The 13,549-nt window shown below is 65.9% G+C and carries 12 protein-coding genes; 6 read left to right on the top strand and 6 right to left on the bottom strand.

Annotation, left to right across the window (positions count from 1 at the left end; translation table 11 throughout):
• Positions 1-4: 4 nt before the first annotated feature.
• The 6 genes from ACFOYU_RS07770 to ACFOYU_RS07795 all read right to left on the bottom strand — a co-directional run bounded on the left by ACFOYU_RS07770 (position 5) and on the right by ACFOYU_RS07795 (position 7,420).
• Positions 5-1,216 carry an acyl-CoA dehydrogenase family protein gene (locus ACFOYU_RS07770; RefSeq protein ID WP_377033113.1) on the bottom strand — a complete coding sequence of 404 codons (1,212 nt, stop codon included), beginning with the start codon at positions 1,214-1,216 and terminating at the stop codon, positions 5-7.
• Position 1,217: 1 nt separating this feature from the next.
• Positions 1,218-2,054 carry an enoyl-CoA hydratase family protein gene (locus ACFOYU_RS07775; protein WP_377033114.1) on the bottom strand — a complete coding sequence of 279 codons (837 nt, stop codon included), beginning with the start codon at positions 2,052-2,054 and terminating at the stop codon, positions 1,218-1,220.
• A complete protein-coding gene (locus ACFOYU_RS07780) occupies positions 2,051-2,560 on the bottom strand; it encodes a MarR family winged helix-turn-helix transcriptional regulator (RefSeq protein ID WP_226740463.1) in 510 nt (169 codons plus the stop codon). The genes ACFOYU_RS07775 and ACFOYU_RS07780 overlap by 4 nt, the downstream gene beginning before the upstream one ends.
• A gap of 2 nt (positions 2,561-2,562) precedes the next feature.
• Positions 2,563-3,327 (bottom strand): SDR family NAD(P)-dependent oxidoreductase, encoded by a 765-nt coding sequence (locus tag ACFOYU_RS07785; RefSeq protein ID WP_226740489.1) that lies wholly within the window; start codon positions 3,325-3,327, stop codon positions 2,563-2,565.
• Between the two features lie 4 nt (positions 3,328-3,331).
• Positions 3,332-5,686, bottom strand: a complete 2,355-nt coding sequence (locus ACFOYU_RS07790) for a bifunctional salicylyl-CoA 5-hydroxylase/oxidoreductase (RefSeq protein WP_377033115.1) — start codon at positions 5,684-5,686, stop codon at positions 3,332-3,334.
• A gap of 87 nt (positions 5,687-5,773) precedes the next feature.
• Positions 5,774-7,420, bottom strand: coding sequence for a benzoate-CoA ligase family protein (locus tag ACFOYU_RS07795; RefSeq protein ID WP_377033116.1), 1,647 nt, complete (start codon positions 7,418-7,420; stop codon positions 5,774-5,776).
• Positions 7,421-7,794: 374 nt separating this feature from the next.
• On the opposite strand from ACFOYU_RS07795, the gene ACFOYU_RS07800 reads away from it, so the two are divergent.
• The 6 genes from ACFOYU_RS07800 (at position 7,795) to ACFOYU_RS07825 (ending at position 13,364) form a co-directional block, all read left to right on the top strand.
• Entirely contained in the window at positions 7,795-8,970 is a 1,176-nt protein-coding gene (locus ACFOYU_RS07800) for an ABC transporter substrate-binding protein (RefSeq protein ID WP_226740457.1), read from the top strand.
• A gap of 144 nt (positions 8,971-9,114) precedes the next feature.
• Positions 9,115-10,035: a branched-chain amino acid ABC transporter permease gene (locus ACFOYU_RS07805; RefSeq protein WP_226740454.1), complete on the top strand. Its 921-nt coding sequence runs from the start codon at positions 9,115-9,117 to the stop codon at positions 10,033-10,035.
• A gap of 9 nt (positions 10,036-10,044) precedes the next feature.
• Positions 10,045-11,076: a branched-chain amino acid ABC transporter permease gene (locus ACFOYU_RS07810; protein WP_377033117.1), complete on the top strand. Its 1,032-nt coding sequence runs from the start codon at positions 10,045-10,047 to the stop codon at positions 11,074-11,076.
• The gene (locus ACFOYU_RS07815; protein WP_226740450.1) at positions 11,069-11,824 is read left to right on the top strand and encodes an ABC transporter ATP-binding protein; all 756 of its coding nucleotides are present in this window, start codon (positions 11,069-11,071) and stop codon (positions 11,822-11,824) included. The genes ACFOYU_RS07810 and ACFOYU_RS07815 overlap by 8 nt, the downstream gene beginning before the upstream one ends.
• Positions 11,824-12,519 (top strand): ABC transporter ATP-binding protein, encoded by a 696-nt coding sequence (locus tag ACFOYU_RS07820; protein WP_226740449.1) that lies wholly within the window; start codon positions 11,824-11,826, stop codon positions 12,517-12,519. Before ACFOYU_RS07815 ends, ACFOYU_RS07820 begins: the two co-directional genes overlap by 1 nt.
• A gap of 17 nt (positions 12,520-12,536) precedes the next feature.
• Complete coding sequence (locus tag ACFOYU_RS07825; RefSeq protein ID WP_377033118.1) at positions 12,537-13,364, top strand: alpha/beta hydrolase; 828 nt, start codon at positions 12,537-12,539, stop codon at positions 13,362-13,364.
• The last annotated feature ends 185 nt before the right edge of the window (positions 13,365-13,549 follow it).

The following is a 13,549-nucleotide window of genomic DNA, read 5'->3' on the forward strand; positions in this document are numbered from 1 at the left end:
CCTGTCACGCCCGTGAGCCCTGGCTGGCCTTGGCCCCGGCCCCTTGCGCCTCGACCGTCTTCAGGAGTTCGCGGGCGATGACGATCTTCTGCACCTCGGTGGCCCCCTCGTAGATGCGCAGGGCCCTGATTTCGCGATAGAGTTCCTCGACCTTCACGCCTTTCGTGACGCCGAGCCCTCCGAAGATCTGCACCGCCCGGTCGATGACGTTCTGCGCGGCCTCCGTCGCATACATCTTCGCCATGGCGGCTTCCCGCGTGACCCGCGCCGCCCCCTGATCCTTCGTCCAGGCCGCGCGATAGACCAGAAGCGCCGCGGAATCGACCTGCGTCGCCATGTCGGCGAGGGACGCCTGGGTCATCTGCAGGTCGCTCAACGGAGCGCCGAAGAGGTGGCGGGTGGATGCGTGGCTCAGCGCCTCGTCCAGGGCGCGGCGCGCGAAACCGAGGGAGGCGGCTCCCACGGTGGAGCGGAACACGTCGAGGGTGGCCATCGCCACCTTGAACCCCTCCCCCGGTCCGCCGATCCGGTTCGCCAGCGGAACCCGGCAGCCGTCGAAGCGCAACGTCGCGAGAGGATGCGGCGCAATCACGTCGATCCGCTCGTCGATGGAGAAGCCAGGCGTATCGGCCTCCACCAGAAAGGCCGACAGGCCCCTGGCGCCCGGCGCCTCGCCGGAGCGGGCGAAGACCACGTAGTGATCCGCGATCCCGCCATTCGAAATCCAGGTCTTCACCCCGTCGATCCGCACATGGTCGGGGCCGTCCGGACGGGCGGTGGTGCTCATGGCGGCAACGTCCGACCCGGCCTCGGGCTCCGACAGCGCAAAGGCGGCAATAGCCTCGCCCCGCGCCACTGGCGGCAGATAGCGACGCTTCAGATCCTCGGAGCCGAACAGCGTGATCGGCCCCGTGCCGAGCCCCTGCATGGCGAAGGCGAAATCCGCCAGGCCATCCCGATAGGCCAGGGTCTCGCGGGCAAGGCACAGGGTGCGCACGTCGAAGGTGGGATGCAGCCCGCCATAGGTCTGCGGCACGGTTGCCCTCAGCCAGCCGGCCTCGCCGAGACCTTTCACAAGGCGGCGGCAGGAGGCATCGACGTCGTCGTGGTCCACGAGGGGATCAATTTCATGGGCGGCCCAGGCCGACAGCTCCCCGGCGAAACTGCGGTGGCGCTCCTCGAAGAAGGGCCAGGAGAGAAAGGTGGCGTCGATCACATCAATCTCCCTGGAAGACGGGCTTTTCCTTCGCGGCGAACGCGCGGTAGGCGCGGGCGAAGTCCTCGGTCGTCATGCAAAGGGCCTGCGCCACCGCCTCGGCCTCGATGGCCTCCTCCACCGACATGGCCCATTCCATGGCGAGCATCCGCTTGGTCATGGTGTTGGCGAAAGTCGGTCCGGTCCCGATCGCCTGCCCGAGGGCCTGCGCCTCGGCGAGCAGGTCCTTCGCGTCGACGAGACGGCTGAAGAAGCCCCAGCGCTCGCCCTCCTCGGCGCTCATAAAGCGGCCGGTATAGAGCAGCTCCGAGGCGCGCCCCTGGCCGATGATGCGGGGCAGGATGGCGCAGGCGCCCATATCGCAGCCCGCAAGCCCGACCTTGTTGAACAGGAAGGCGACCTTGGCGCCCGGCGCCGCAAGGCGGATATCCGAGGCCATGGCGACAATCGCCCCCGCCCCCGCGCAGATCCCCTCCACCGCGGCGATGATCGGTTGCGGCGCCGCCCGCATGGCCTTCACCAGCTCGCCCGTCATGCGGGTGAAGGCGGTGAGCCCCTTCGTGTCCATCTCCACCAAAGGCCCGATGATCTCGAACACGTCGCCGCCCGACGAGAAATTGCCGCCGGCGCCGGTGACGACGACTGTCTTGACCTGCTCATCCTTGGCGCAGGCATGGAAGAAGTCGGTCAGCTCGCGATAGCTTTCGAAGGTCAGCGGGTTCTTCTTCTCCGGCCGGTTGAGGGTCACCGTGGCGACAGGGCCTTCGACGGACAGGAGGAAGTGACGGGGCCGATAGTCTGCGAGCGGCAATGCGGTCGGGTTGGCGAAATGCGTCACTCGATGTCTCCCATCATCGCCCGCCGGGCGGAGATCTTGGTCTTGGCGAGAAGGCGCATGAGGTCCTTCTGGTCCTTCTGGTTCAGGCCGCCGAAAAGCTCTGCGATCCAGCCCTCGTGCTCGGCCGCCATGGCGCGGAACTCCGCCTGCCCGGCCGGGGTGAGGCTCACCATCTGCGCTCTCCGGTCGGTGGCGGAGACGCGGCGCTCCAGATGGCCGGAGGTCACGAGCCTGTCGACGAGACCGGTGAGATTGCCGTTGGACACCATCATCCGCTTCGAGAGGTCGGACAGGGTCATGCCGTCCGGGGCTTTGTCGAGCTGGGCCATCAGGTCGAAACGGGGCAGTGTCACGTCGAACCGGTCCCGCAGGCGCCGGCGGACCTCGCCCTCGATCAGCGTCGAACAGGTGAGAAGCCGCAGCCAGAGGCGCAGTTCGTCCCGGTGATGCTCCGGCATCTCGACCGCCTTCGTCTCGGCATCGAGGGGAATCGGCTGTTCGTCCATGATCAGATCTCCCCCCCGGCCACCACGATGGCCTGGCCCGTCACCGAGCGCGCGCCCTCGCCGCACAGCCACAACACCGCATCCGCGACCTCGTTCGGCTCGATCAGGCGCTGTTGCGGGTTGTGCTTTACGAATTCGCGGAGCGCCTCCTCCCGCGTCCTGCCGGTCTTGGCCATGATGCGGTCCAGGCTTTCCGCCACAAGATCCGTATCGGTGAAGCCCGGGCACACGGCATTGACCGTCACCCCCGTCTTCGCCGTCTCAAGAGCGAGCGCCCGGACGAATCCGATTACCGCGTGCTTTGCCGCGCAGTAGGCACTGACGTAAGGATAACCCTTGAGGCCCGCCGTGGAGGCGACGGCGACGATGCGTCCGAAGCCGCGCTCGGTCATGGAGCCCAGCACGGCCTGGGCCACGTTGGTGACGCCGAGCAGGTTCACATCCAGCATCTGGCGGAAGACGGCAGGGTCCGACTTCATGAACGGGACCGATGCGGCGGAGCCCGCATTGGCGATCATCAGATCGACGGGGCCATGCCGGGACACGGCCTCGGCGACCGCCGCCCGGACGGCCGCGGGATCCGTGACGTCGGCGACGGCCGCGCCATGGGCGCCGCCCTCGGCCACCGCCCGGTCCAGCCGCGTCCGGTCGCGCCCGACGATGGTCACCGTGGCGCCCGCGCCCGCGAGGGCGCCGGCAATGGCGCGGCCGATGCCGCGGCCGCCGCCGGTCACCACCGCGTGCCGGCCCTGAAGGACGTTCCCCATCATCTTATTCTGCGGCGAGAGACTTCTCGCCCGCCTCCAATTTCAGCTCGGCCCGGGTCTTCGGCTTGCCCCGGATCTTGAGATCCTCGAGGTCCTGACGGTCGCGAACGGAGTTACGGAAAATCTGGTCTTTACCCGCAAGATATTGCGGCGGGCAATGGATGCTCGCGGCGCCGTACCAAGCCGCCGCTTTCATGGTGAAGAACGGATCGACCAGGTGCGGCCGGCCGAGCGCCACGAGGTCGGCCCGGCCGGCGGCGAGAATGGTGTTGACCTGATCGGCCGTGGTGATGTTGCCCACGCACATGGTCGCCACGTGGGCCTCGTTGCGGATCTGGTCGGAGAACGGGGTCTGGAACATGCGTCCGTAGATCGGCCGCGCCTCCCGCACGGTCTGGCCGGTGGATACATCCACGAGATCGACGCCATGCTCGGCGAAGGCCCGGGCGATCTCGACGGACTCGTCCCCTGTCAGGCCGCCCTCCGCCCAGTCCGTCGCGGAGATGCGAACGGACATCGGCTTGTGGGCCGGCCAGACCTCGCGCATGGCGTCGAACACCTCCAGCGGGTAGCGCAGGCGGTTCTCGAGCGAGCCGCCATATTCGTCGGTCCGGCGGTTGGTGAGCGGGGACAGGAAGCTCGCCAATAGGTAGCCGTGGGCGCAATGGAGTTCCAGCATGTCGAAACCGGCACGCTCGCCGCGCTCCGCCGCCTCGACGAACTGCGCCTTGATGAGGTCCATGTCGGCCCGGCTCGCCTCGCGCGGCACCTGGCTGTCCGGAAAGTAGGGGATCGGCGACGCGGAGCAGATGTCCCAGGCGCCCTCCTCCAGCGGCCTGTCGATCCCCTCCCACATGAGCTTGGTCGCACCCTTGCGGCCGGAATGTCCGAGCTGCAGGCAGATCTTGGTCGCCGAATTGGCATGGACGAAATCGACGATCCGCTTCCAGGCGGCTTCCTGCTCATCGTTCCACAGGCCCGTGCAGCCCAGGGTGATGCGGCCTTCGGGCGAAACGCAGGTCATCTCGGTGAAGACCAGCCCCGCCCCGCCCGTGGCGCGGGCGCCGTAATGGACGAGGTGCCAGTCGCCCGGAACGCCGTCCTTGGCCGAATACATGTCCATGGGCGACACCACCACCCGGTTCTCGACCCTCATCTCCCGCAGTCGGAAGGGCTGGAACATGGGCACCGTCGGACGGTCGACCGGAACATCGAAACCGCTGTCGCGCACCTTGCGGGCGAAGGTGCGGTCGACATCGGCGACGAAGTCGGGCGCGCGCAGGCGCAGGTTGTCATAGGTGATAGCCTTGGCGCGGGTCATGACCCCGAAGGCGAACTGCACCGGGTCGAAATCCCAGAATCGGGCCACGTGCTCGAACCAGACCAGGGACACGTCGGCGGCGTGCTGGGTCTTCTCCACCTCCTCGCGCCGGCCGGTCTCGTAGATCGACAGGGCGCCTTCGACGGTGCGATCCTTACGGAGGGCCTCATAGAGGGCGATGGCATCCTCCATCGCCAGCTTGGTGCCCGAACCGATGGAGAAATGGGCGCTCGCCTTCGCGTCTCCCAGCAGCACCTTGTTGCCCATGACCCAGCGCTTGTTGCGGATCATCGGGAAGTTGCGCCAGATCGAGCGGTTGGTGAGAACCTTGTGGCCCTGAAGGAACCAGCCGAAGATCTCCTCCATGAGGGCTGCGGACTCGGCTTCGGACTTCTGCGCCAGCCCTGCGCGCTCGAAGGTCTCGGGATCCGTCTCGAAGACCCAGGTGGAGCGGTTCGCCTCGTATTGATAGGCATGGGCGATGAAGGGGCCCCACTCCGTTTCCTGGAAAATGAAGGTGAAGGCGTCGAGCGGCCGGGTCGAGCCCATCCAAGCGAACTTGTTGGGACGCAGATCCACCTCCGGCTGGAAGTGATCCGCGTAGCGCTCCCGGAAGCGGCTGTTGATCCCGTCCGCCACGACCACGAGATCGGCATCCGCGAACAGGCCCTCGTCGTCCACGTCGACTTCGTAGCGAAGGGTCACGCCCAACTCCTCCGCCCGGTCCCGCAGGATCAGAAGGAGGGTGCGCCGCGAGCAGCCGCAGAACCCGTTGCCGCCGATCCGATGCTCCGAGCCTTTGAAGTGGATCGCGATATCGTCCCAATAGGCAAATTCCCGCGTGATCCGCTGATAGCTCGGCAGGTCGTATTTCTCGAAATTGTCGAGCGTGGCATCGGAAAAGACGACGCCGAAGCCGAACGTGTCGTCCGCACGGTTGCGCTCGTAGACCGTGACGTCCGTGTCCGGCCACTGCTTCTTGAGCAGGATCGCAAGGTAAAGGCCCGCAGGGCCGCCGCCGATGATCGCCGTCTTCATGAGTTTCCTACCCGGGCAAAGGTTCGAATTATTTTAAGCTTAAAGTAATTTCCGTTCAAGCCATAGCGCCTGTCCTCAACACCGGAATCAGGCCGGAACCTCCTGGGCATGCCCCTCCTGCTCCGCGATGCGGCGCAGCTCGAACCGCTGGAGCTTGCCGGTCTGGGTGCGGGGGAGAGCCTCCACGTATTCGATGGCGCGCGGATATTTGTAGGGGGCGATTTCCGCCTTCACATGATCCTGAAGCGTCTTGGTAAGCTCCGCTCCAGGCGCATATCCGGATGCCACGACCACATAGGCCTTGACGATCACGCCCCTGCCGTCGTCGGGCGCGCCGACCACGCCGCATTCCGCCACCGCAGGGTGGGTCAGGAGCGCGGCCTCCACCTCCGGTCCGGCGATGTTGTAGCCGGCGGAGACGATCATGTCGTCCGAGCGGGCCTGGTACCAGAAGTACCCGTCCTCATCCATGACGTAGGTGTCGCCGGTGATGTTCCAGCCGTCTCTCACGTAGTTGCGTTGGCGCTCGTCCGCGAGGTAGCGGCATCCGGTCGGTCCGCGCACCGCGAGGCGCCCGATGGCGCCGGGAGGGACCGGGCGGCCATCCTGGTCGATGACCTGGGCCTCGTAGCCCGGCACAGGCTTGCCGGTGGAGCCGGGACGGATCTCGTCCTCGGTCGCAGCGATGAAGATGTGCAGCATCTCCGTCGCACCGATCCCGTCCATCAGCTTGATGCCCGTGGCGTCGAACCACGCTTCGAAGGTCGCCTTCGGCAGCGGCTCCCCGGCGGATACGCATTTGCGAAGCGACGAGATGTCGAAGCTCTCGAGCTTCGCCAGCATGGCGCGATAGGCCGTGGGAGCGGTGAAGCAGACGGTCGCCTTGTGCTGGGCGATGGATCCCAGCAGCTCGTCCGGCCCCGCCTTCTCCAGCAGAATCGTCGATGCGCCGATCCGCATCGGGAACAGAACGATGCCGCCGAGACCGAACGTGAAGGCAAGCGGCGGCGAGCCGATGAACCGATCGCTCGGCTGGGCCCGCAGGACGTTGCCGGCATACGCATCGCAGATCGCGAGCATGTCTCGATGAAAGTGCATCGTCCCCTTCGGCTCGCCCGTGGTGCCGGAGGTGAAGCCGATGAGGCAGACATCGTCCGCCGCCGTATCGACCGCCTCGAACGCTGGCGAGGCATCCGCGATCAGCGCCTCGAGCCCGTCCGCCGCGCTGGAACCCCAATAGACGACATGCTTCAGGTCCGACGCGAGGGAGCGCGCCCGCTCCATCTCCTCGGAAAGGCGATGGTCGCAGAAGGCCAGCGTGATCTTCGCCTTGTTCAGGGGATAGGCGATCTCCTTGGCGCGCAGGAGCGGCATGGTCGCGACGACGACGCCGCCGGCCTTCAGCACCGCCAGATAGATCGCGACCATCATCGGGTTGTTGAAGGACCGAAGCAGGACCCGGTTGCCCGGCACGAAGCCGAGCCTGTCGACGAGCACGTTGCAGATGCGGTTCACCCGCTCGTGCAGCCCGCGATAGGTGAGCGTTTCAGCGGGACTGATGAGGCAGGGCTCGTCTCCCCTGCCCTCGTCGATCCAGCGGTCGAGGAACTCCCGCACGCAGTTGATCCGGTCCGGATACTGCAGCTCCGGCCGGTTGAAGATGAAGGCGGGCCATTGATCCTGAGGCGGGAGGTTGTCCCTCGCGAATGTGTCGACGTGAGCCGTGTACGCCATGGTCCGCTCCTCTCAGGTTTCTGGCGACGGAATGCAGGCTTCCGGAGGGCTCGATGACGGCCGCGCCAGATGGCTTGGCGGGGCGCACGGTCATCGGGATTTCAGGCCCATCCTTGGAATTCACATGCCCGTCATCACTGTCGTCTTGCGGAACAATCCGCTTGAAGAATTCCTAAAATTATTTAAAGCTTCAAATATTGCTTGGCAATCCCAAACATGGGGATGCCGGCATCCGGCTCCACCGAAAAGGAGTGTTCGGCAGGCTAAAATTGCGGCACAGTATCGCCGACCGTCGGCGAGGCGCCTTGCGTCCCGCCTGAGATAATCGCAGCACGGCACACCGTGCGCGGGGAACAGCCACTCGGGAGTACATGATGAATCGCACGATCAAGACCCTCGGCATTGCAGCGGCATTCGGCCTAGCTGCCTCGCCGGCCCTGTCGCAGGAGAAGCTCAAGGTCGGCCTGCTTCTGACCCTGTCGGGTCCCTCCGCCGTGCTCGGCCAGCAGGCCCGCGACGGCTTTCAGCTCGCCATGAAGGATCTCGGCAACAAGCTGGGCGGACGCGACGTGGAGGTCATCGTCGTCGATGACGAGCTCAAGCCCGACGTGGCGGTAACGAAGGTCAAGGGCCTGCTCGAGCGCGACAAGGTGGATTTCGTCGTCGGCCCGATCTTCTCGAACGTCGCCGTGGCCGTGCACAAGCCCATCGTCGATGCCGAGACCTTCTACATCAGCACCAATGCCGGCCCGTCGAACCTCGCCGGCAAGAACTGCAACCCCTATTTCTTCGCCACCTCCTACCAGAACGACCAGAACCACGAGGTTCTCGGCAAGGTCGCCCAGGACCGCGGCTACAAGCGCGTTTATCTCCTTGCCCCGAACTATCAGGCCGGTAAGGACGCGCTCGCCGGATTCAAGCGCCACTACAAGGGTGAGATCGTCGAGGAATCCTACGTTCCGCTGAACACCCTCGACTTCCAGTCGGAGCTGGCGAAGATCGCCTCCATGAACCCGGATGCCATCTTCACCTTCATGCCGGGCGGCATGGGCGTGAACCTCGTCAAGCAGTATCGCGCGGCGGGCCTCGCGGACCGCATTCCGTTCCTCTCCGCCTTCACGGTGGACGAGTCGACGCTGCCGGCGCAGCAGGACGCGGCCCTCGGCATGTTCGGCGGCTCCAACTGGGCTCCGAACCTAGACACGCCGCAGAACAAGAAGTTCGTCGATTCCTATCTGGCGGCCTACAACTCCGTGCCCGGCTCCTATTCCATGCATGCCTACGACGCGGCCCTGCTGATCGACAGCGCGCTGAAGGCCACCGGCGGCAAGACGGACGACAAGAATGCCCTGCGCGATGCCCTCAAGAAGGCCGATTTCCAGTCCCTGCGCGGTGACTTCAAGTTCGGCGTGAACGGCTTCCCGGTCCAGGACTTCTATCTGGTCAAGGCGGCCAAGCGTCCTGACGGCAAGTACCAGACGGAGATCGTCGAGAAGGTGTTCGACGACTACACCGACGCCTACGCCAAGGAATGCGCGGCGACGAACTGATCGCCCCTTCAGGCTGCTCAACCCCGTCCCGCGCAAGGCCCGGGACGGGGAAATCCTTTGATCCTTGCGAACGCCATCGGCCCGTTCCGTCGGGCAACGGGCTTGACGCCCCACCGATGCGCGCTCGCCGCCAGTAAAGCGCTGATGACTGCAACCCTCTTTCTCATCCAGGCTTTGAACGGCCTTCAGTTCGGGCTCATCCTGTTCCTCATCGCCGCCGGCCTGACGCTGGTGTTCGGCGTGATGGACTTCATCAACCTGGCCCATGGCGTCCAGTACATGGTCGGCGCCTATCTGGTTGCGGCCTTCAGCGCATGGACGGGAAGCTTCGGCTGGGCCCTTCTCCTGGCGCTGCCCACCGCCCTCGCCTTCGGGCTCCTTCTTGAGGCGCTAATCTTCCGGCATCTTTACGACCGGGACCATCTCGATCAGGTGCTCGCCACCTTCGGGGTGATCCTGTTCCTGAACCAGGGCGTGAAGTTCGTCTGGGGCGCGGCCCCCCTGTCCGTCCCGGTGCCCGAGATTCTTTCCGGCTCGGTGCAGATCGCCGATGGTCTGCTCTATCCCGTCTATCGCCTCGCCATCATCGCGGCAGGCCTCTTCGTGGCCGGGCTACTCTACGTGCTCGTCAGCCACACCCGGATCGGCATGCTGGTGCGGGCAGGCGCGACGAATGCCGAGATGGTCTCGGCGCTTGGGGTCAACATCCGGCGACTGTTCATGATCGTGTTCGGCTTCGGCGCGATGCTGGCCGGCTTCGCCGGGGCCATGGTCGCGCCGATCCTATCGGTGCAGCCGGGCATGGGCGACAACATCCTCATCCTGGCCTTCGTGGTGATCGTGATCGGCGGCATCGGCTCGATCCGCGGGGCGTTCCTCGCCGCCCTCCTGATCGGACTGGTGGACACGGTGGGCCGTTCCTTCGCGCCGAACCTGCTCAGGGTCTTTCTCGATCCCTCCGCCGCCAGCCAGACCGGACGGGCGCTCGCGCCGATGCTGATCTACATCTTCATGGCTGCGGTGCTGTTCTTCCGGCCCTCGGGCCTCTTTCCCGTGAAGCGCTAGGGCGTCGCCATGACCGAACTTGCCGAAAAGCAGTCCGCTCCCGCCGCCCTGCCGTTCCTGCGGTTCGAGCTCGTCCCCATCCTCATCTTCGCGGCGTTCGCCGCGGCGCCGGCCTTCGCATCGGCCTCGGGAGCGGAAGGCTATGTCCTCTCCCTCCTCACCCGCGTGATGATCTTCGGTCTGGCGGCCATGTCGCTCGATCTGATCCTCGGCTACGGGGCCCTCGTGAGCTTCGGCCATGCAGCCTTCTTCGGCATCGGCGCCTACGGCGTCGGCATCCTGGCGAGCCACGGGATCGAGGATGCGCTCATACAGATTCCCGTCGCACTCGCCGCTTCCGCCCTCTTCGCCTTGGTGACAGGGGCCATCTCGCTGCGGACGAAGGGCGTCTATTTCATCATGATCACCCTCGCCTTCGGGCAGATGCTGTTCTTCCTCGCCACGTCGCTGGCGCCCTACGGCGGCGACGACGGCATGACGCTTGCGACCCGCAGCCTCCTCGGCGGCTCCGGCATCCTGGAGAACGACTTCGCGTTCTATTGGGCGACCCTGGTCTGCCTGCTCGCAGCCTATGCACTGTCTCGCGCCATCGTGGCATCGCGGTTCGGGCGCGTTCTGCGCGGAACGCGCGAGAACGCCACCCGCATGGAAGCCATCGGGTTTCAGCCCTTCCGGTACCAGCTCGCCGCCTATGTGATCAGCGGGATGATGGCGGGACTGGCCGGATGCCTGCTGGCGAACCAGGCCGAATTCATAAGCCCCGCCTTCATGACCTGGCAGCGCTCCGGCGAGCTGATCTTCATGGTCGTTCTCGGAGGGCTCGGCTCGCTGCACGGGGCGATCATCGGCGCCGCCGCCTTCCTGCTGCTGGAGGAGTTCCTCCCGGAGATCCTCCATGCCGGCAGCTTCTTCCTCAACGACGACATCCGCTGGCGGCTCACGGAGAACTGGCAGATGGTCTTCGGCCCTCTCCTGATCCTGATCGTGCTGTTCGTCCGGGGCGGGATCATGGGACTTCTGCGGCGGGGGCACCATGGCTGAGACGCTGCTCGACATCCGCCACCTGCGGAAGAACTACGGCGCGCTTGCCGTGACGGACGACGTGAGCCTCGCCGTCGAGAGGGGCGAGCTGCACGCCATCATCGGCCCCAACGGCGCCGGCAAGACCACGCTGATCCACCAGGTTTCCGGGATGTTGGGCTCCAACTCGGGCCAGATCCTCTTCAACGGCGAGGACATCACCCATTGGCCCATGCATGAGCGCGTCCGGCAGGGGCTCGCGCGCTCGTTCCAGATCACCTCGATCCTGCCGGGCTTCTCCGCACTGGAAAACGTGGCGCTCGCGGTCCAGGCCCGCTCCGGCTCCAGCTTCCGCTTCTTCGGCAACGCCGCCCATGAGCGGGACCTGAACGAGCCCGCCATGGAGTGCCTGAATATTGTGGGCCTCGGCCCACGGGCCCAGGTGCCGGCAGGTCTTCTCTCCCATGGCGAGAAACGGCAGCTGGAGCTCGCCATCGCGCTCGCCACGAAACCCAAGCTGCTTCTGCTCGACGAACCCCTCGCCGGCACCGGGCACGACGACTCACAGCGTGTCGTCGAAACCCTGCGACGCCTGAAGGGGCAGACGACGATCGTGCTGATCGAGCACGACATGGATGCGGTCTTCACCCTGGCGGACCGCGTCAGCGTCCTCGTCTATGGCAGGGTCATCGCCACGGATACGCCGGAGCGGATCCGGTCCAATGCGGAGGTGCGCGCCGCCTATCTTGGCGAGGAGGAGGTTGTCTGATGCTCTCGGTTCGGAACCTTCAGGCGTCCTACGGCGCCGCCCAGGTGCTGTTCGACATCTCCCTCGATGTCGGTCCGGGAGAGGTCGTGACCCTGCTCGGACGCAACGGGATGGGCAAGACCACCACCATCCGCTCCATCATGGGGCTGCTGCGCCCGAAAGCTGGCGAGGTCCGCTTCGATGGGGCGGTCGTCACCGGGCAGGCGCCCTACCGGATCGCCCAGACCGGCATCGGCCTCGTTCCGGAAGGGCGCCAGATCTTCCCGACCCTGACGGTGGAGGAAAACCTCGTCGCCACCGCGGCCTCCCGCACCGGACGCCGCTGGACGCTCGATGCGGTCTACGACCTGTTTCCCCGCCTGAAGGAGCGGCGGAGCAATCTGGGCTCCCAGTTATCGGGCGGCGAGCAGCAGATGCTTGCCATCGGCCGGGCCCTGATGACCAATCCCAAGCTCATGATCCTCGACGAGGCCACAGAAGGGCTGGCCCCGCTGATCCGGGCGGAAATCTGGGCCTGCCTCAAGCGCCTCAGAAGCGAGCATCAGTCGATCCTCGTGATCGACAAGAACGTGGATGCCTTGGCGGGCTTCGCCGACCGCCACGTGATCATCGAGAAGGGCCATTCGGTCTGGACGGGCACGAGTGCCGAACTCGCCGCGGATCCTACCCTCAAGGACCGTTATCTCCACGTCTGAGCGGAGCAGCCGACAACATGGCCCATGCCGAGATCGACCTCGAGGCCGAGTACAACAACCGGGCTCGCGTACCGGACCACGGGGTCCATATAGCCGGATGGCAGAGGGACGCCGCCGCCTACCGGGACACGGCCCGCTGCGAACTCGACCTCGCCTATGGTCCCGGCGAGCGCAACCGCCTCGACCTCTTCTACCCGGAAGGCGGCGATGCGGGCGGCCCCATCGTCCTGTTCATCCATGGCGGATATTGGCAGGCCCTCGACAAGTCGACGGCAAGCCACCTCGCCCGTGGCGCCAACAAGCGCGGGCTCACCGTGGCGATGCCGAGCTACAGCCTTGCCCCCGCCGTGAGCCTCCCCGCCATCGTCTCGGAAATCGAGGCGGCGGCCGAGTTCGTCCAGCAGCGAACGGGCCGCCCCCTCGTCGCCTCCGGGCATTCGGCAGGAGGCCATCTGTCGGCCTGCCTCATGGCGCGTCCGGACACCGCGCCGGAACGTCGGATCCGTGCGGCGATGCCGATTTCGGGCCTCTTCGACCTCGTCCCGCTCGTGCCGACATCCATCAACGCCGCGCTCAAGCTGACGGAGCAGGAGGCCCGACGGTTGAGCCCTCTGGAATGGCCAGCTCCGGCCGGGGGCCGTCTCGTGGCCGTGGTCGGCGGGGCGGAGAGCAGCGAATTCCTGCGGCAAAGCCGGACCATCGTAGACGAGTGGGGCAAGGCCGGCGTCACCACCCGCCTCCATGAAATTCCGGGAGCCCACCATTTCGACGTGATCGCCGGACTTGCCGAGCCGAACGACATCCTCGTCAATCTTCTGGTCGAGCTTTCTTCGAACGCCTCCTAGGTGCGGCAATCCCAGCTCCGCTGATGTGGGAACCTCCAGCGGGATAAGGGGTTTTCATTTCGTGTTGCAATGCAACATGCGTCCGCTCGTCCTGTAGACACCGCCGACCGGTCGCATCCAGACTGGGCTGCGTCTGTCCAAGACAGGCGGGTCCATGGCCGGCGTCGCCGTATCGGCCTTCTTCT

Source organism: Microvirga sp. GCM10011540 (genome assembly GCF_042650665.1).
GTDB classification, from domain to species: domain Bacteria; phylum Pseudomonadota; class Alphaproteobacteria; order Rhizobiales; family Beijerinckiaceae; genus Microvirga; species Microvirga lenta.